This is a genomic window from Streptomyces nymphaeiformis (assembly GCF_014203895.1).
GTDB classification, from domain to species: domain Bacteria; phylum Actinomycetota; class Actinomycetes; order Streptomycetales; family Streptomycetaceae; genus Streptomyces; species Streptomyces nymphaeiformis.
Map to the genome: position 1 here is coordinate 114749 of NZ_JACHJY010000008.1, position 19610 is coordinate 134358.

Sequence of the window (19610 nt, forward strand, 5' to 3'; positions counted from 1 at the left end):
GCCGGCCGGTGTCGGAGGAAGCATGGCGGGGGGATCGCGCCGCGAGACGTCACTCCTTGGAACGCCTACCCCTGGTACATCAACCGCTCACCGAAGGCGGCCGAGCTCCAGGCCGGCGTCGAGGTCCTGAACCAGCTGCTGGAGGCGGTCAGCACCTACCACCCCGGACGGCAGGCCCTCTTCGTGAAGGACGCGGAGGAACGCGCCCGCCGAGCCCAGGGCGGGCGGGCAGCAGTAGGGGTGTCGCCGAGATGTGCGCCACGGCCGCCGATGCGCACATGTCCGCCGGGCATCTGAGTCGCCGGTTCCGGGCCGCCTGCGGTGAGTCGCCGTACGCGTACCTGATGACGCGTCGCATCGAGCGGGCGACGGCGATGCCGCGGGTGCGGGTGCGGCGGACGAGTCGGGCTCGGTGATCAAGGTGGAAGGGATGCCGGCGTGCGTCGCGAAGCAGGTCGCGCGACCGGTCAGGAATCGAGAAGCCCCGGCCGCCCCCCGACCCCTAGCGTGATGGTCATGGCAACCACCGCTTCCACCGCAGCCCACACGTCCCTCGCGTCCGTCACCCTCGAGGTGGCCGACCCCGAGGCCGCCCACCGCTTCCACACCGCCTTCGGTGTGGACGCGTACGTACGCCTGCGGGCGTCCGAGGCGCACTCGACGGGATTCCGCGGCTTCACCCTGGCGCTGACGGTGTCCGGTCCGGCCACCGTCGACGGCTTCGTCGGCGCCGCCGTGGACGCCGGCGCCACGGTGCTGAAGCCCGCCGCGAAGTCGCTGTGGGGCTACAGCGGCGTCGTCCAGGCCCCGGACGGGACGATCTGGAAGATCGCGACCTCGGCGAAGAAGGACACCGGCCCCGCCACCCGCGAGATCGACGAGGTCGTCCTGCTGCTCGGTGTCGAGGACGTGAAGGCCACCAAGCAGCTCTATGTCGGCCGGGGCCTGACCGTGGCCAAGAGCGTCGGCGGCAAGTACACCGAGTTCGCCGCCGGCACCTCCAGCCCCGTCAAGCTGGCGCTGTACAAGCGCCGCGCGCTGGCCAAGGACCTCGGCGTCCCCGCCGACGGCACCGGCTCGCACCGCATCGTCCTCGGCAGCACCACCGACACCTTCACCGACCCGGACGGCTTCGCCTGGGAAGCCGCAGCGTAGTTCACCCCCGCGCCGGGGCGGCGTCCGGGCCCTGCCCCGACGCCCGGCCGGGCACATGACCCCCCCATGCACCACATCACCACCGTTGCATAAGGAGTAAGACATGAAGGCACACGTCAGCTCGATCCTTCTCGGCGTCCGGGACATGGACCGGGCCAAGCGGTTCTACACCGAGGGACTCGGCTGGAAGATCCGGAGCGACTTCGGCGTCTCGGTGTTCTTCGAATCGGACGGCGCCTCGCCCGTCGGCTTCTACAGCCGCGAAGGTCTGGCCGCCCAGGTGGGCACGGACCAGGAAGGCAGCGGCTTCAGCGGACTGGTTCTGACCTACGTCGTCCGCAGCGAGACGCGGGTCGACGAGATCATGACGGAGGCCGAGAAGGCCGGCGCCACGATCCTCACGCCCGCCGGCGCCCTGCCGTGGGGCGGGTACGGCGGCACCTTCGCCGACCCGGACGGCTACATCTGGAGTCTCGGCCACAGCGCCCAGGGAACCGACCAGCCCTACGCGGAGTAACCGCGATCCTCGTCTCGCAGCCGTCCGGGTGCGGGAAGCGGAAGCGGAAGCGGAAGCGGGAGCGGCGATCGGAGCCGGGCGGGCGGGATCCGCGGTGAACCGGCAGGACGAACGGGAGAAGATCATGAAGTTTCGGGCCTACGTCGAGCCACCTGAGCCCATGCGGGGATTGGCGGTTCCGCCCGAGGTGGTCGAGGCGCTCGGCGGGGGCGCGCGGCCGCCGGTGACGATCACAGTCAACGGGCATTCCTGGAAGAGCCGGGTCGCCCTCCTGTGCGGCCGCCACTTGCTCGGCCTCAGCAACGCCAACCGTCGGGCCGCGGGTGTGGCGATCGGCGACGAGGTCGAGGTCGAACTGGAGCTCGACACCGAGCCGCGCGTCGTCGTCGAGCCTGCGGACTTCGCCCGGGCTCTGGACGACGACCCGGCCGCCCGCGCCGCCTACGACAGCCTTGCGTACAGCCACAAGCGCGAGCACGTGCGCGCCGTCGAGAGCGCGAAGAAGCCCGAGACGCGCCAACGGCGCATCGAGAAGGCCGTCGCCACCCTGCGGGGCTGACCCCCGAAAGCAAGTGTCCGGCGGCGATGCAATCGCCGTGCGGAGGCATCGCCCTGCCCGACTCCCCCGAAGGGACGACTGTGTCGAAACGCCTCATGACCGCTCTGTACTGGTTCCTGGCCTTCGAGTTCGCGCTGGGCGCCGTGACCAAGTACTGGCCAGGCGACACGATGTTCAGCTCGGCGTACTCCGCGAAGTTCGCCGAGTGGGGATACCCGCCCTGGATGCGCTTCGTGGTCGGCGCCCTGGAAGGTGTGGCCGCCGTCCTGCTGGTGATCCCCCAGAGGCGAACACGCTTCCTGGGTGCCACGACGTTGATGTTCGTGCTCACCGGCGCGGCCACCACCCACATCGTCAACCACGACCCGGTGATGGAGAGCTGGGCCGCGCCGACCCACCTCGTCATCATGGGCATCCTCGCGCTGGCCGACTGGCCCGCCGACTGGCGAGACCTCCTGCGGGCTCCCGGTCGGCTCGACGAAGCACCCGGCGTCGGGGAACGGCGGATCTGAACCGCCCTGCCTCCCCGCGGGCCACTCGCGTCCCGGTGTCCGAGCGAGGACTCCGCGGACCGGTGACTCGGCCAGACCTTGACGCCGGACGGCGGGTGCCCCCACCGAAGTGAGGGCACCCGCCGCCCGGGTGGTGCTGGGGAGGTGCCGGATCAGCCCGTGGCCGACTGGATCTGCCAGGCCTTGGCCGACTTCATCGCGGTGACGGTGTCCAACATGCCCTGGTGGAACTGCTCCTGGGTCATGTTCGTGCCGTACTTCCGGTACATCTCGACGCCCATGTGGACGCTGGCGACGTCACCGACGTCGTTCTTGCCGGTGAGGAAGCCGGTGCCGGGGATCTTCCCGCTGGCACCGTCCTGCAAGAGCTTCTCGTCGAAGCCCGCTGCCGTGCCCACGAACCCGTAGTGCACGTTCGACCAGATGTCGTAGTACGCCTCGTCCTCGCCGCCGGGGACCGTGAAGAAGTAGTCCGACGACGTCGACAGGCTCATCAGGTTCTTGAGCTTCCCCTTGTGGTCCCACGGGCCCCCCGCCTTCACGATGGTCCCCCACTCGATCATGGCGCTGGTGCTGGCCGTCGGGATGTACCAGACCGAGTTGAGGTCGGACATGTTGTCGACGTCCGCCGACCGCAGGTTCCGCATGATCTCCTCGTACATGTAGTCCTCGGCGATCTTCCAGCGCGCCGGGCCCAGCGGACGCGAGAGGGCCTTCTCCTTGGCCACGCGCCTCGCCTTGTGGGCCGCGTTCCAGTCCTTCTTGGCCTGCGACATGTGGTTGGGGCCCGAACCCTCACCGCGGGAGTTCCGGTTCCACCGTCCGGCGGCGTCCCAGGCCTCCTCCATCGCCTGGGCGTGCCCGGCGCAGTAGTCCTGGTTGCAGTTGTTGGAACCGTCGCCGATGACACCGTCCGTGTCGAACATGGACGCGCCGGCGCAGATCCCGTCCCGGCCGCCGCCCGGCGAGCCGTGCAGACACATCCGGCCGTCCGGGTCCGTGTTCGTGACCGGGTTGTTGTCCGCGTACGCGTAGCTGTTCCAGCTCTGCGGGTCGGCGCTGTTGAACAACGGGTCGGTGGTGATGAAGCGGCCCGTGGTGGGCTGGTACGGGCGGGCGCCCAGGTTGGTCAGGCCCGTCGTGGTGTCCTTGGTGCCGCCCACGAAGCCCTTGTCGCCGGCCCACGTCGACGGCTGGGTGCCGCGCGCGTTGCCGAAGGGATCGCTGGGGCGGCGGGTGGCGGTCAGCGTCGACAGGTCGATGCTGAGGCCGTTGGTGCCGTGGTGGTCGGCGATCTGGACGACGAACGCTCCGGTGGCCGTGCCCGCGCCCGTGCGGACGATGGTCATGCCGCCGGGGACCGGGTAGTAACGGGTGCCGGTCTGCGTCTTGTTGGGGGAGGCGGTGTCCACGGTCAGCTCGTCGGTGCCGAGGTTGATCGTGGTCTTGCCGGGGTTGCGGCGGAGCAGCTGGTTGCCGTCCGCGTCGTAGACGTAGGTCGTCTTCGTGTCGGGGACGGTCCACTTCTGTCCGGCGGGCACCGTGGTGGCGCAGTCGCCGAGGACGAGGTCGGTGCCGTCGGTGGTGACGTCGCCGGGGACGGCGAGGCAGCGGCCGGAGGCGGGGTTGTAGAAGGTGGTGTCGGTGCGCGCGGTCCAGGTCTGGGCGGCGGTGCCGTCACAGGGCTGGATCTGGACCGGCGAGCCGGCCGCGGTGCCCATGGCCTGCAGGCACTTGTTGCCGGTGGAGAGCCGGTCGCCGGCGGTGGCGAACCGCTGGCCCGCGCCGGTGTTGCAGGTGTAGATCTGCACCGGGTTGCCGCTGGTGGTGCTGCCGCCCTGCATGTCCATGCACTTGCCGCCGATGCCCTTGATCTGGGTGGCGGTGGTCAGCGAGGCGAGCTTGCCCTCGCTGTTCCAGCTCAGGCTGCTGGTGCCGGCCTTGCCGGCACGGAAGGACGTGGTGTTGCCGACCGCGTCGTACTGGAAGTTGTCGTTGTTGGTGGTCGTCGCCGTCTTGGCGGTCGACGTGAGCAGGGCGTGCGGACCGCCTGTGCCGCCGCCCGTGGTGGGCGCGGTGGTGGGGGCGTTGACGGTGCCCGGGGCGTTGAACGTCTGGGTGGTCGTCACGTCCTTGGTGGTGTCACCGGCCGGGTCGTGGCTGACCTGTCGGGTGCGGTTGCCGGTCAGGTCGTAGCCGTAGTCCTGCCAGTACGGTGTCGGGCCGCCGATGTTCGCGGCGGTCGGCGTCGTGGTGGCGCAGCCGCCCTGGTCCTGGGTCTGTCCGCTCTCCGGGGCGGTCAGGCCGCCGTTGTCGGTCCAGGCGGTGGCGAGTCGGCCGAGCGCGTCGTAGGTGAAGCACTGCCGGTCGGTCTGGGACGGGGTGTTGTCGGCGATGCCGGTGATCGAGGTGACCTGGCCGGAGTCGTTGTAGGTGTAGCCGGTCTGCTGGACGGCGCCCGTGGTGGACGTCTGCTTGTCGACGAACTGCTGCCTGACCCGGCCGGTGGCCTGGTCGTAGTCGGTGGTGGAGACCACCTGCGTGGCCCACGGGTTGACGGTCGAGCGGACCGGACGTCCGAAGGCGTCGTACTCCGTCTGCGTGTCGTACGTGGTCGCGCCCGCGTACTTGAACATCTGACCGTAGTCGTTGTACGAGTACACGATGTCGTCCATCGGGACGCCGCCGAGCGCCGGGAGCACCGTCTCCTTGGGGCTGCCGGTGATCTTGTCGTACACCGTGCTGGTCGTGTACGTGAACGTCGTGCCCGAGGCCTGCCCGGCGTCCGTGCCGGGGATGCTCACCGTGGATCCGGTGACGCGGTAGCCGTCGTCGTACCCCTTGATCGTGGTGGTGTACGCCTGGCCGCCGGTGCCTCCGACGTAGCGCGTCGACGAGGCGGGCTTGTTCTTTCCGGCCGTCGCGGTGTCGAAGGTCCACGCCGCGAGCTGCTTGTCGGTGGTCGTGGCGGTGCCGTCGAACATGCCGGCCTTCCGGCCGATCAGGTCGTAGGTGAAGCTGACCGTCTGGCCCTTGCCGTCGGTGGTGCTGCCGAGCCGTCCGGCGGTGTCCCACGTCTGCGTGTTCGTGCCGGTGTCGGGGTCGGTCGAGGTGATCTGGCGGCCACGCTGGTCGTAGCCGTACGACCAGGTGTTGCCCGCCGCGTCCTTACGGGTGAGCGGGTTGCCGTCCGCCGTGTAGGTGTAGCGGGTGACGGTGGCGTCGGCCGGGAGGCCCGTCGCGATGGGAGTGGTGTACTGCCACAGCTCCGAGGTGCGGCCGCGGCCGTCGGTGAGGGTCGTGGTCGGCGCGGAGCCCTTCGGGGGCACCACGTCGGTCCGGTCGGCGCCCTTGTAGTCGGTCGTCGTGCGGGACTGCTCCACGCCCAGCGACCAGGAGGCGGTGACCACCGCGCGGCCCAGGCCGTCGTAGGTGGTGCGGGTCTGCGACGGGATCGTGCTCTCCGCCGAGGGCAGCAGGGTGCCGGTCGGGCCCGACACGTCGTTGTACCAGGGCGCGTTGACCGTGCGGGTGCGGCCCTGGGAGTCGAGCAGCGTGTCGGAGACCAGTCGGCCGGTGTACTTGGGGTTCGCCGGTGACGTCTGCGTCTGCCGGGGCCGGGCGAAGCCGTCGAGGATGTCGACGCTCTTGACGTAGACCGGCGTGTCGCCGTCCTTCGTCAGCTTGTTGGTGGTCGTCGTCGACGGGACGCCGCTCTGGTTGGAGACCCCGTACCCGAACGTCATGTTGGCGTTCGGGTTGGCGGCGGGGGTGCGGCCGGGCAGCCAGACGCCGGTGAGGCGGCCGAGCGCGTCGTACGTCTCCGTGGTCGTCTTGAGGTTCTGGTCCTTGACGGTCAGGGGCAGATTGCGCCGGACGTCCATCGTGGTGACGCTGTCCCAGGTGCCCGTCGAGCCGGGCACGGGGGCGGCGACCGTCAGCGTGGACGGCAGCTCACCGGCCGCCGCCGGCGTGTACGAGGTCGTGGTCACGGCCCCGTCCGGGTGCTGGTTGTCCTTGCTGTTCGGGTCCTTGAGCGAGGCGGTCCGGCCGTAGGCGTCGTAGGTCGTGATCGCGGTCGGCACGAAGAAGGGCCTGCCGTCCGCCTCGTAGCGCTCCAGTACCTCCGCCGTCGTCGGGTCGCCGGTGGCGGCGGCCTGTCCGTTCGGCAGGTTGTCGTAGGAGGTGCGGGTGCGGGCGACGGTGTTGGCGGCCGTCGCACCGGCGGTGCAGGCGTTCGTGCCGGAGACGACGAGCGTCTCCGAGACCAGGCCGGTGACCTGGGCGTCGGGCCCGGCGGCGTAGCCGAGGCGCGAGCAGAGGTCCGGCAGGCCCTCGGCCTGCTCCAGGGTGGTGACGGCCCGGTTGTTGTGCGCCGGGTCGGTCGTCGTGGTGGAGACCGTGGACCGCCAGGTGCCGTCGGCCTTCTTGCTCTCGTCCGTGACGGTCGTCGTGGTGGCGTCGTACCGGGCGACGAGGTCCGGCAGGCCGGAGCCGCGCGCGTGGGTCGCGGTCGTCACCTCGCCCGAGGCGCCGTTGACGCTGCGGCTGACGACGCTGCCGCCCGCCTGGTCGTACGTCTCGGTCTGCAGCGTCCGGCCGCTGAGCCAGTCCTGGTCGGTGACGGACCGGCCGAGGGCGTCGGTGAGCTGGACGCTGCGGGTGGAGCCGTCCTTGCGGACGTCACCGTTCATGCCCTGCCGGTAGGTGGTGCGGGTCTGCGACTTGGGGCCGTCGTTGCCGCTGCCGCTGGTGGTGGTCACGCTGGCGAAGCCGCGGAACTCGCCCCAGGTGCGGGACTTGGCCTCGGTGAACTCGTTGTCGTCCCGGTGCCAGCCGGCCGCGCCGTAGGCGTAGCTGGTGATCTTCTGCGGGGCGTCGGTCGTGGTGTCGTTCTCGGTGAGCGAGGCGACGGTGTAGTGGTTGAACCAGTCGAGGACGGGATCCGCGCCGACGACCGAGCCGGGCGGCAGCCAGCGGACCGGGTAGCAGGCCATGGTGTTGTCGTCCTCGGCGGGCGGCATCACATGGTTGAGGCGCGAGCAGGCCGGCAGGTTGTAGTCGACGTTGAGGACGCCGCCGGTCTCGTTCTTGATCTGCTGGATGCGCGGCCGGTCCATCAGCGGCGGGGCGGGCACGAGGTCGGTGCCGTCGACCCGGTTCGCGAGCATGACGGGGACGAAGGTCACCGCGGGCAGCGTGATCTCCGGGCTTCCGGCCTTGCCGGTGCGCTGGACCGAGTCGAGCCACAGGGCCTTCTGGCTGGTGGCGTCCTTCGGGTCGGGGAACGAGTGCTTCAGGACGTAGGAGTCGACGTCCTGCCACGCGTTGTTCACCCGGACCTGGGTCAGCACGGAGGCCAGCCGGCGGGTGGTGAAGAAGGTCGGCGAGAGGTTGTTGCAGGTGCCGGAGCTCTTGCACTCCTGGTCGACCGGGACGTCGGGCCAGTTGTTCTTGTTCGCCTCGGTGCGCTGCGAGGGGTCGCAGACGGCCGTGTCGAGGCAGCGCTCGGCGGTGCCGAGCGTCACCCGGACGGCGGGCTGGAGGCCGCCCTTGGCCGCGACCTGGTCGGACAGGCGCTGGCCGTACGCGATCGAGGCCAGGGTGTTGGCGCGGGTGTACGCGGTGAGCGTGCCGGCGCCCGGGTTCTGGCCGCCGCCGCGCGAGTAGTAGTTGGTCTCGGGGGCCCAGGTGTACGTCGTCAGGTTGCCGTGGGCGTCGACGACGTGGTCCAGCTGGAGGCGCTGCCACATCGTGCACCAGGAGCCGTTGCCCTTGGCCGAGTCGTAGCACGGGTCGCCGGACTTGGGGGAGTACACCGGCACGCCGGAGACGGAGTTCGTCGCCGCATCGCTCTTGTCGCCGCCGGGCAGGTGGTTGACACCGAAGTAGTAGACGGTGCCGGCGGAGTCGGTGACCTTGGCGTAGGCCCCGTCCTGGACGCCGTTGGCGGCGCCGGAACCGAACTCGATCTTCGTGCCGTCGTCGTTCTTCAGCCGCCACACACCGGTCGCCGCGTCCGTGCCGGCCGCGCCGGTGGCGACGCGGACGAGCGGACCGGAGTGGCCGCCGAGCGAGAGGCTCGCGTTGAAGCCGCCCCAGCACTGGTCACCGGAGCCGGTGATGCCCGCCTTGTCGCAGGGCTTGTAGGTGCGCTCGATGAAACCGGGGTTGAGGTCCCAGCCGTCGCCGATCCAGGACGCCTGGGCGTTGGTGGCGGAGGTGCGGCCGTCCACGGAGGAGGAGTCGTAGCCCAGCGCGAGCGACGGCGCCTGGCCGGCGAGGGCCGGCGGCAGTACGAACGGGTAGCTGTAGCCCAGCGCGCCCGAGGAGCCGCCCGCCGACCAGGCCGAGGAGGGGTTCAGGCCGGACGCCTTGTAGTCGCCGCCACCACCCGAGTTGCCGGTCTCGGCGGCCAGCAGCATCGGGGCACTGCTCGGGGCGCTCGTCGACCTGAGCAGCGGCGACGTGGCCGTCCCGCCGGTGACCCGGGCGGGTGCGGGTGCCACGGCCGGCACGGCGAGGTCGGCCGTCAGCCGTCCGGTGGCCTTGTCGTAGTGGGCGGCCAGTGGGGTGCGGACCCGGCACGAGGCCACCTCGGGGGTGGTCACGGCACAGGCCGGCAGCGTCACCAGGCGGCCGCGGGCGGCGAACTGCCCGCCGGTGGCCTGCTGGAGGGCCGCCAGGTCGAGACCGACCGCGGCGGGCACGGTGCCGGACGCGCCCTGGCCGACCGTGGCGACCGAGAACAGCAGGCCGTGCACGCCGGCGGCGCGGGCCGCCTTGCCGTCGTTGCGTACGACGGTCACCGCGGGCAGCGGGGCCTTGGGCGCCTTCGTGGCGGGGCCGACCCACACGGGGAGCCGGCCGGCGCGGGCCGGGGCCGTCGTGGGCAGCGCGGTGCCGCTCAGCGCGGTGACGGCCGGAGCGGCGGGAGCCGCCGTGGCCCGCTTCGGCACCGTGTGCGGCGGGGCCACCGGGCGGCGCTTCTTCGCCGTGGTCCCGGATATCGAGGCGGTGTGCGGCAGCGGCGTCTTCGGCGGCTGCCAGATTCTGTCGAAGTCCGGCTTCGCCGGTGCGGCCTGGGCCGCCGGCGCTGCCAGAAGGGACGCCGTCAGGGCCACGATCAGCGGGACGGTCGCCCGTGTCCGTGAAAGTCGCCCGGTTCGGCGCATGCCAAAGTGCGGCATCGCTCATCCCCCGTTGAAAGTTGAAAGAAGTAAGGGACCGTCGATCCGACTGATCGACGGCACAATCGGACGGGAAGGTAGCAGTCGCCACAACCGCCCGTATCCCATGAGCAGTTGAAATTCGGACGTGTTCTAGATCACAGTGTGTGCAATTCGTAAAGGCTACATACAAGTCGGACACAATCCATGTGGCGCATTTTGATCGGTAGGCATGGCCCTGCCAAAGTGCCCCCGATCTCTGCGCGCCACGCGCCGGGACCACGCACATGCATGGGGGAGTACACGAGCATGTCCACTGCACCGAGAGCCGGACGACGACGGCCGGTTGCGGCCGCCGCCGTCCTGGCGATGTCGGCCGCGCTGCTGGCCGCCGCGCCCTACGCGGCACAGGCCGCAGCGTCGCCCAAGACCGATCCGTCGGCCTCCCCGGCCGCTCCCGCCCCCTCCCGGGGCAGCACCGAGCGCCCGAAGCCGACGGCGGCCCGCACCGCCGCGGAGAAGGCGAAGCAGAAGGCCAGGGCGACCGGCAAGGACGTCCGGATTCCCGAACTCACCGACGAGTTCAGCACCACCGTCGTCACGCCCCAGGGGAAGCTGCGCACCGAACGCGGCCTCGAAGCCCAGCGCATGAAGGGCAAGGACGGCGGCTGGATCACCCTCGACGACACCCTGGTCACCCGCGCGGACGGCGCAGTGGTCCCGAAGGCCGCCGACTCCGACCTCGTGCTCTCCGGCGGCGGCACCGGCCCGCTGGCCACCATGACCACCGAGGACGGCCAACAGCTCTCCGTTTCCTCGCCGTTCCCCGGCAAGCTGCCCAAGCCGGTCCTCAGCGGCAACGGGGCCCTCTTCGAGAACGTGGCGCCCGACACCGACCTGAAGGTCACCGCCACCAAGTGGGGCGGCTACGCCACCGTCGTCATCCTGCGGAGTCCGGCCGCGGCCGCCAACCCGGCGGTACGGAACCTGGTGTTCCCCGCGGAGACCAAGGGCCTCACGCTCGCCAAGGACAAGGACGGCAACCTCACCGCCGCCGACGGCCGCGACGCCGTCTTCCGCTCGCCCGCGCCGATCATGTGGTCCGCGAAGGAGGCCCGGCAGCCGGCCGTACGCGGCGGCAAGTACGCCGACATGGACGCCTCCGCGCCCGCCGACAAGGCCAACGGCGCCATCGACGGACTGAGCAGCCCCGAGGGCCCCGGCGCCCGCGCCACCGTCGCCAAGATCCCGGTCACCCAGGCGAAGGCCACCGGCGCGGCCGGCAAGGGCCGCGGCGCCATCGCCCTGGCCCCCAGCCTGGACCTGCTCGACGGCGCGGACACCAGCTACCCCGTCTACATCGACCCCGACTGGTCGCGCGACTCCCGCGGCAAGCAGCACCACGCCTGGGTCATGCAGGCCTGGCCCGGCACCAGCAACTTCGACCGCTCCGGTTCCAACGACCGGGACCGCCCCGGCTCGGGCTTCCAGGGCTGGGAGTCCCCGTACGGCATCGAGCGTGCTCTGTTCGAGTTCGACATCAACGGGTACTACGGCTCGACCATCAACTACGCCAACCTGCGCGTCAACCAGTACATCTCCTCGGACTGGTCCTGCTCCACGACGTACCCCGTGAACGTCTACCGGGCCCGCGAGTTCGACGGCTCGGTGTCCTGGAACAACCACGAGGTCCGCGAGTGGCTCGACGGCAAGTGGGTGCCCGGCAACGGCACCAACTCCGCCTGCTACAACGACATCCCCGTCGACTTCAACGTCACCGGCGCCATGCGGGACGCGATCCGCGACACCAGCAAGCCGCTCGCCTTCGTCCTGCGCGGCAACGAGGGCTCCGGCGACAAGATGGGCTTCAAGCGGTTCAGCTACAACGCCACGCTCAGCACCGAGTACGACTTCCCGCCCAACACCCCGGACAACCTGCGCGCCGACCCGGTCCCACGGCGCGTCGTCGCCGGTGACACCCAGGCCTGCGCCTCGGTGCCCGCCTCCTCGTACGGCTGGGTCACCGACACCCACACCGACCTGATCTCCCGGGTCAGCAGCCCCAACCAGGGCCAGCTCACCGAGTGGGTCGCCGTCTGGGACGAGACCGCCAACTCGACCGCGCACACGGGCTGGTCCGGCTTCGTGTCGAACTGGTCGGAGGCCAGGTACTCCATCCCGGTCGGCACCCTGCAGAACGGCCACGCCTACACCTGGGCGACCCACGGCGACGACGGCCTGCTGCGCGGCCCGTCCAGCATCAGCTGCCACTTCGCCGTCGACATGACCCCGCCGGTGATGGCCTTCGGCCAGTTCACCGACCCCAACACCCAGTACCCGCCGGCCGGCAACGGTCAGATCACCAACCTGCGCCTCGGCGACACCGGCTCCATCCCGATCTCCGCGTCCGACCCGAGCCCCGGCGCCGGACTGCTCTCCTCGGGCCTGGCCTGCGTCCAGTGGAGCTTCGACCCGCAGTTCGTCGGCGCCCAGCAGACCTGCGGCAGCCCGCTCTCCGTGAGCAGCATCAGCGTCAAGCCCGCCCACTGGGGCACCAACACCGTCTACGCGCGGGTGCTCGACGAGGCCGGCAACGCCTCCCAGACCCAGTCGTACGCCTTCTACGTGCCGTGGAAGGACGGCCCGGTGGCCTTCGGCGACACCACCGGTGACGCCCGGCCCGACATCCTGATCCCGGACACCGCCGGCAACCTGGTCACGCACGGCCGCGCCAGCGACGGCAGCACCGCGAGCTACACGCCCAGCGGCACCGCCGCGACCGCCCTCCAGGCGCCCGAGGTCAGCAGCGGCCGCACCTGGAAGGACTACCGGATCGCCCACCGAGGGTCCCTCGACCCCGGCCGCAACGTCGACGACCTCTTCGTCCACCGCGAGCCCGCCACGGTCGGGGCCCTCGGCGGAAGCGACCTGTTCGCGTACGACAACACGCTGTCCAAGCCCGGGGTGTTCACCCTCGGCACCAAGCACACCGTCGACAAGCCGGACTGCGACACGGCGTACGCGAGCTCCTGCGCCGGCTACCACAACGGCACGGGCTGGCAGTACTCCAGCCAGATCACCCCCACCGGCCCGGCCCGCACCTCGCGCACGCCGAGCCGCAAGGTGTCCGACGCCACCGGCCTGCTGGCCGTGGAGTCCGGAAAGCTCTGGTTCTACCCGGTCAAGTCCAACCAGACCCTCGCCGCGCCGACCCTGGTGTCGGGCAGCGGCGACTGGGACGACAAGGACCTGATGGTCCCGGGCAACACCCTCGACCTCGGCACCGCCACCACGGCGGACACCGCCCCGGCCCTGTGGGTGCGCAACCGCACCAGCGGCGACATCTTCCAGTACAAGGTGGCGACCGGCACCCGCACCGACGAGCTCACCAACGTGACGTACACCGTGCTCACCGGAGTCACCGCGCAGCCGACCACCCGGATCGGCTGGGGCATCACGGGTATCGACTACCCGCGCGTCGGCTCCGACGGCGACATCACCGACGGCGGCGCCGGCGACGACGGAGTGCCGGACTTCTGGGCCCTCGACGCGGCCGGCACGCTGCACACCTGGGCGGGCACGGTGAACGCCGGGGCGGTGAACGGCTTCGGCGGCTATCAGAAGCGGGGCGACACCCAGGCCCCGACCACGCAGTGGCGCCTGGAGGGCGACACCAAGTCCGTCCCCGCCGGAAAGGACGGCACCGCGGCGAACATCAGCTACGGCCAGGACACCGTCGACGGGCGCGCGACCGGCGTCGCCGTCTTCAGCGACACACTGAAGTCGAGCGTCACCGCACCGGCCTCGGCCGTCGACACCCGGCAGAGCTTCACCGTCAGCACCTGGGCGAAGCTCGACAAGCCGGACGGCGTGATCGTCAGCCAGGACACCGTCCACGGCAGCGCGTTCATGCTGTGGGCCGACTCCGGAAACTGGCGCTTCGCCATCGCCCGCGGTGACGACGACGGCTGGCCGTACGACTTCAACGCCACGGTCAACCCGGCCAACGCCTTCCAGACCGGTGTCTGGACCCAGCTCACGGCGACGTACAACGCCACCACGGGCGCCATGAGCCTGTACGTCAACGGCCGTCTGGGATCCAGCGGTTACCACGTGGCGAGCACCAGCCCGGCGCCGAGCGGCAAGCTGGTCATGGGCCGCTACAAGTACCAGAGCCAGCCCAGCAACTGGCTGGCCGGCCGGGTCAGCAACCTCGCCGTCTACCAGGGCTACACCCCGCAGGCCACCACGGCCGGCAGCCCGATCCGCTACGCCCCCTCCCCGGACATCTGCGTCGACGCCCCGGGCAACAACAGCGGCAACGGCACGCACCCCCAGCTGTGGGGCTGCAACGGCACCGACGCGCAGAAGCTCAGCTTCAACGCCAACGGCACCCTCACCCAGCAGGGCCAGTGCGTCGCCGTCAGCGGAAACCAGACCACGTCGCAGAGCGCCGTGATCTTCTGGCAGTGCCTGGGCGAGGGCGGCCAGCAGTGGCTGCCGCGCGCCGACGGCAGCATCTACAACCCGCAGTCGGGCCGCTGCCTCGACGTGCCGTGGGCCAACCGCAACTGGGGCACCGTGTTCCAGCTGTTCGACTGCAACGGCACCCCGGCGCAGCAGTGGAGCGTCCCCACGATCTCCACACCCGCGCTGCCGGTCAACCCGTAACACCACGGCGGCACCAGTTCGCCGACGAACGCCCCGTCCCTTGTGGACGGGGCGTTCGCGCGTGTCGGGGCCGCCGTGACGTGGGGCGGGAGCCGCTGGGTTCGACCCGGCTCCGCGCGCGGGAGCGGGAAATGAGAGGCTCTGGCGAGTGAGCGAGACTACGACGAACACCCTGCAATACCGCGTGGACGGCCCGGAAGACGCTCCGGTCCTCGTCCTGGGACCGTCCCTCGGTACGACCTTCCACATGTGGGACCGGCAGATACCGGAGCTCAGCCGCGAGTGGCGGGTCGTCCGCTTCGACCTCCCGGGGCACGGGGGCGCCCCCGCGGAACCCTTCACCTCCGTCGCCGAGCTCGGCGACCGGCTCCTCGCCACCCTCGACACGATCGGCGTCCAGCGCTTCGGATACGCGGGCTGCTCCCTCGGCGGCGCCGTCGGCCTCGACCTCGCCCTCCGCGCGCCCCACCGGGTCGCCTCGCTCGTCCTGGTCGCCACCTCGCCCCGGTTCGGCACCGCCGACGAGTTCCGCCAGCGGGGGGTCATCGTCCGCGCCAACGGCCTGGAGCCGATGGCCCGCAGCGCCCCCGAGCAGTGGTTCACCCCGTTCTTCGCGGGCGCGCAGCCCGCCATCGTGGACTGGGCCGTCCAGATGGTCCGGACGACCGACCCCGGCTGCTACATCGCCGCCTGCGAGGCCCTCGCCGTCTTCGACGTCCGCGCGGCGCTCGGCAGCATCGGCGTCCCCGCGCTCGTCCTCGTCGGCTCCGAGGACCAGGTCACCGGCCCCGCCGAGGCCCGCACCCTGGTCGCCGGCATCGCCGACGCCCGGCTCGCCGTCGTCCCCGGCGCCTCGCACCTCGCGCCCGTCGAGCAGCCCGCCGCCGTCACGGACCTGCTCACCGAGCACTTCTCCGGCATCGCCCAGGAGTCCAGCGGCACCCTGGCCGTGCCGCCGCCGCTCGCGCCGCCCGTCCCCGCCGCCGAGCCCGCCCCGGCCGCCCCGGACGGCGAACCCGCCGAGGCCGGCCGGCCCGACCCGTACGAGAAGGGGCTCGGACTGCGCCGCGAGGTCCTCGGCGACGCCCATGTCGACCAGGCCCTCGCGGACGACCCCGACGGAGCCTTCCAGGAGCTCGTCACCCGCTACGCCTGGGGCGAGGTGTGGAGCCGCGAGGGCCTCGACCGGCGCACCCGCAGCGTCGTCACCCTCACCGCGCTCATCGCCGGCGGCCACCGGGAGGCCCTCGCCGACCACACCCGCGCCGCCCTCCGCAACGGCCTGTCGCCCGAGGAGCTCCGCGAGATCGTGCTCCACGCGGGCGTGTACTGCGGATTCCCGGCCGCCGAGACGGCACTGCGCGTGGTCCACCGGGTCGTCACGGAGGAGACGACGCCCCCGGCGTAGGGCCTGTCTTCCGGGTCAGGCCCCGCTCCCTGATCCGGCCTGACCCGGAAGACAGGCCCTAGCCTGGCCCCATGAAGCTGACGAAGAAGTCCCACGCCTGCGTCCGCCTTGAGAAGGACGGCCGCACCCTCGTCCTCGACCCCGGCATGTTCACCGAGGAGGACGCCGTTCTCGGGGCCGACGTGCTGCTCGTGACCCACGAGCACGCCGACCACTTCGACGAGGGCCGGCTGCGGGCCGCCCTGGAGGCCAACGAGGCCGCCGAGATCTGGACGCTGCGCAGCGTCGCCGAGAAGATCTCGGCGGCCTTCCCGGGGCGGGTGCACACCGTCGGGCACGGCGACGCCTTCACCGCGGCCGGATTCGACGTCCAGGTCCACGGCGAGCTGCACGCGGTGATCCACCCGGACATCCCGCGCATCACCAACGTGGGCTTCCTCGTCGACGGCGCCGTCTTCCACCCCGGCGACGCGCTCACCGTGCCCGACCACCCCGTCGACACGCTGCTGCTGCCCGTCATGGCCCCCTGGAACAAGATCTCCGAGGTCATCGACTACGTGCGCGAGGTCAAGCCGCGCCGGGCGTACGACATCCACGACGCCCTGCTCACCGATCTCGCGCGCCCCATCTACGACCGCCAGATCGGCGAACTCGGCGGCACCCGGCACGCGCGCCTCGCCTCCGGCGCGTCCGCCGAGCTCTGAAACCGCCCGCTGTCACACCCCGCCAGTAGGCTTGCGCACATGCGCATCGCCACCTGGAACGTCAATTCGATCACCGCCCGGCTGCCCCGGCTCCTGGCCTGGCTGGAGAGCAGCGGCACCGACGTGCTGTGCATCCAGGAGACCAAGTGCGCCGCCGAGCAGTTCCCCGTCGAGGAGCTGCGCGCCCTGGGCTACGAGTCGGCGGTCAACGCCACCGGCCGGTGGAACGGCGTGGCCCTGGTCTCCCGGGTCGGCCTCGCGGACGTGGTCACCGGACTGCCCGGCGGCCCGGAGTACGAGGGGGTGCAGGAGCCCCGCGCGGTCTCCGCGACCTGCGGCCCGGTCCGCGTCTGGTCGGTGTACGTGCCGAACGGCCGCGAGGTCACCCACGAGCACTACGCGTACAAGCTGCGCTGGCTGGAGGCCCTCAAGGCGGCCGTCGCGGAGGACGCGGCGGGGGAGCGGCCCTTCGCGGTCCTCGGCGACTACAACATCGCCCCGACCGACGAGGACGTCTGGGACATCGGCGTCTTCGAGGGCGCCACGCACGTGACGGAGCCGGAGCGGGCCGCGCTCGCCGGGCTCCGCGAGGCCGGTCTCGCCGACGTGGTCCCGCGCCCCCTCAAGTACGACCACCCGTTCACGTACTGGGACTACCGCGCGCTCGGCTTCCCGAAGAACAAGGGCATGCGCATCGACCTGGTCTACGGCAACAAGCCCTTCGCCGAGGCCGTCTCCGACAGCTATGTGGACCGCGAGGAGCGCAAGGGCAAGGGCGCCTCGGACCACGCGCCGGTGGTCGTCGACCTCGACGTCTGACGCCGGTCCCGACGATCACCGCGCGCCGGGTGGTCGACCGGGAGGTGACGGTGCCACGCTGGACGGATGAACATCCCCTTTCTGGACAGCTGGCGCAAGCGGCATGAGCCCGAGTCCACGGACGCCCCTCTGGCCGAGGCCTTCGACGGCGACCCGGAGGGGGTGGCCGAGCTGCTCTCCGAGTGCGAGCTGCTGCGTTCCCGTGTCGCGGAGCGCGGGGTGGAGCTGGACGACACCCCGCGCTCGCTCCAGGAGCTCGACCAGCTGCCGCCCCGCTGGCGAAACGATCCTGAGGAGCTCCCCTGGTTCGGGAACGACGCCGGGCTCTACCTCGGCACCGTGATCGTCCGGAACGTGCCGGGCGCCCGGTGGCAGGTGTGGCCCGGCGGCGGCCCCGTGGTGCGGCTCGCCTCCGGACGTGAGATCCAGGTCGTCGAGGCCGGCCTCGACTGGGCGATGACGGGCGCGCCGCAGCTCTCCCAGGTGTACGCGGAGGCCTCCGAGTACTGAGTCCGTTCCTCCTGCCGCAGCCGGTGCTTCACTCCGACCGCAGCGGGACCGACACGTACGACGGGTCGGCCGCGGGGGACGAGAAGGTCAGCTGCGCGCCGGTCGGGTTGTGCTCGATGTAGAGCGGGTCGACGGTGTCGACGACCAGCGCGAGCCGGTGCCCGGCCGGGACGTCGTAGGCCGTGGAGAACAGCTCCAGGTCGACGCCGAACGGCTGCCCCGGGGTCCGGCCGTGGAAGGTGTACGGGGCGTTGCTCACCAGTTTCCCGACCCCGAGCGGGCCCACGTCGTAGAGGTACGCGACGAAGGTGCCGCTCTCGTCGGTGGAGCTGACCGTGGTGTGCACCTTCACCGTGCCGCGCACCCGCTGCGGGCTGTCGTACCGCTCCGACTGCCAGACGCCGGCGAAGGCGCGGGGGAGGAGGGGGATCGAGGCGACGGGCGGGGCCTGGAAGAACTGGTCCAGGAGGTTGGAGAGCATGACGACGCCGCCGTCGGCGCCGGAGTCGACGTTCGCCCAGATCCGCTGCGTACCGCCGAGGCCGAACTTCCGCCGGTTCGCGTCGAGGGACTTCCAGTCGGCGTAGCCCTCGTAGGGCGCGTCGGAGCGGGGCTTCAGCCGGACGGGCTGCTCGCGGTCGACGCCGTTGTCGACGCCCTTGAGGTAGCGGTCGAACCAGCGGTGGGCGCTGGTCCAGGTGTCGTTGGGCAGGCCGAGGAGGCCGGTGGCCTCGGCGGTGGCGTGGTCGCCCGGACGGAACTCCAGGCGCTTGGGGCCGGTGAGCTTCTCGTAGAAGCTCGCGTACTGGTTGGGCGGGAAGATGGTGTCGCCCCAGGCGTTGCCGAGCATGATCGCGGCGCCGTTGGCGTTGATCCGGTCGAGCTGCTCGACGGCGGAGCGCTTGCGGCCCCAGGCGATCATGTCCTCCTCCTTGGCGAGGTTGGAGGAGAGGAAGTCGCCCAGGATCTCCTGGAGTTCGGGACCGGGCCGCCCGGTGAGGTAGCCGGCGCCGCCGAGCAGGGCGGCGGCCTGGAGGTGCTGGGTGCGGCCGCTGTAGATGGACTCGATGAGGTCGGCCCAGCCGCTGAGCGCCGCGACGGCCTTGATCCGCGGGTCGTGGGCGGCGGCGAGGAGGCTGATCCCCGCGCCGTACGAGACTCCCGCCATGCCCACGTGCGCAGGGTCGGCGGGGGTGTTCGCGAGGGCCCAGTCGATCACCTTGGAGGCGTCGGCGATGTCCCGGGGGCCCGCGGTCTCGATCTCCCCGCCGGACTGCCAGAAGCCGCGCGAGTTGTAACTCACCACGACGTAGCCGGAGTCGGCGAGCTTCTGCGCCTGGGCGAGGTACTCGACCTGGGGCACGGCCCAGCTGGTGGGCAGCACGATCAGGGGGTGGCGGGCGGTGGAGTCGGCTCCGGCGGGCGTGACGACGTTCGCCTTGAGGACGGTGCCGCCGTCTCCGGCGATGTCGACGAAGCGAAGGGATCCGGCGGTGTCGGCGGCCAGGGCGGCGGGCGCGAGCCCGAGGGCCGTCCCGGCCACGAGGGCGGCCGAGACGGCGAGGGCCAGGGATGTGCGCACGGGG

General features: G+C 71.4%; 11 protein-coding genes and 1 pseudogene. 10 read left to right on the top strand and 2 right to left on the bottom strand.

Annotation, left to right across the window (positions count from 1 at the left end):
* Nucleotides 1-257: 257 nt before the first annotated feature.
* From GGE06_RS42810 to GGE06_RS26600, 5 genes and pseudogenes are all read left to right on the top strand, one after another.
* A pseudogene (locus GGE06_RS42810) lies at nucleotides 258-511 on the top strand (helix-turn-helix transcriptional regulator); the annotation flags it as partial.
* Complete coding sequence (locus GGE06_RS26585) at nucleotides 511-1155, top strand: VOC family protein (protein WP_116165238.1); 645 nt, start codon at nucleotides 511-513, stop codon at nucleotides 1153-1155. The pseudogene GGE06_RS42810 and the gene GGE06_RS26585, both read left to right, overlap by 1 nt.
* Before the next feature lie 103 nt (nucleotides 1156-1258).
* Nucleotides 1259-1672 carry a VOC family protein gene (locus tag GGE06_RS26590; protein WP_116158096.1) on the top strand — a complete coding sequence of 138 codons (414 nt, stop codon included), beginning with the start codon at nucleotides 1259-1261 and terminating at the stop codon, nucleotides 1670-1672.
* Nucleotides 1673-1766: 94 nt separating this feature from the next.
* Nucleotides 1767-2231 carry a YdeI/OmpD-associated family protein gene (locus GGE06_RS26595; protein WP_312883310.1) on the top strand — a complete coding sequence of 155 codons (465 nt, stop codon included), beginning with the start codon at nucleotides 1767-1769 and terminating at the stop codon, nucleotides 2229-2231.
* Nucleotides 2232-2326: 95 nt separating this feature from the next.
* The gene (locus GGE06_RS26600; protein WP_116158095.1) at nucleotides 2327-2743 is read left to right on the top strand and encodes a DoxX family protein; all 417 of its coding nucleotides are present in this window, start codon (nucleotides 2327-2329) and stop codon (nucleotides 2741-2743) included.
* A gap of 152 nt (nucleotides 2744-2895) precedes the next feature.
* Here GGE06_RS26600 and GGE06_RS26605 read toward each other — a convergent pair whose 3' ends face one another.
* On the bottom strand, nucleotides 2896-9867 hold the full coding sequence (locus tag GGE06_RS26605; protein ID WP_184932003.1) for a ricin-type beta-trefoil lectin domain protein: 6972 nt from the start codon (nucleotides 9865-9867) through the stop codon (nucleotides 2896-2898).
* 354 nt (nucleotides 9868-10221) lie between these two features.
* Here GGE06_RS26605 and GGE06_RS26610 point away from each other — a divergent pair, with 354 nt between their 5' ends.
* From GGE06_RS26610 to GGE06_RS26630, 5 genes are all read left to right on the top strand, one after another.
* Nucleotides 10222-14583, top strand: a complete 4362-nt coding sequence (locus GGE06_RS26610) for a ricin-type beta-trefoil lectin domain protein (protein WP_147321060.1) — start codon at nucleotides 10222-10224, stop codon at nucleotides 14581-14583.
* Between the two features lie 148 nt (nucleotides 14584-14731).
* Nucleotides 14732-15991 (top strand): bifunctional 3-oxoadipate enol-lactonase/4-carboxymuconolactone decarboxylase PcaDC, encoded by a 1260-nt coding sequence (gene pcaDC / locus GGE06_RS26615; protein WP_116158092.1) that lies wholly within the window; start codon nucleotides 14732-14734, stop codon nucleotides 15989-15991.
* 71 nt (nucleotides 15992-16062) lie between these two features.
* Complete coding sequence (locus GGE06_RS26620; RefSeq protein ID WP_116158091.1) at nucleotides 16063-16695, top strand: MBL fold metallo-hydrolase; 633 nt, start codon at nucleotides 16063-16065, stop codon at nucleotides 16693-16695.
* Between the two features lie 39 nt (nucleotides 16696-16734).
* Complete coding sequence (locus GGE06_RS26625; RefSeq protein ID WP_116158090.1) at nucleotides 16735-17514, top strand: exodeoxyribonuclease III; 780 nt, start codon at nucleotides 16735-16737, stop codon at nucleotides 17512-17514.
* 66 nt (nucleotides 17515-17580) lie between these two features.
* On the top strand, nucleotides 17581-18024 hold the full coding sequence (locus tag GGE06_RS26630) for a DUF6278 family protein (RefSeq protein ID WP_116158089.1): 444 nt from the start codon (nucleotides 17581-17583) through the stop codon (nucleotides 18022-18024).
* 28 nt (nucleotides 18025-18052) lie between these two features.
* Here GGE06_RS26630 and GGE06_RS26635 read toward each other — a convergent pair whose 3' ends face one another.
* Entirely contained in the window at nucleotides 18053-19606 is a 1554-nt protein-coding gene (locus GGE06_RS26635) for an alpha/beta fold hydrolase (RefSeq protein WP_184932004.1), read from the bottom strand.
* Nucleotides 19607-19610 lie beyond the last annotated feature (4 nt).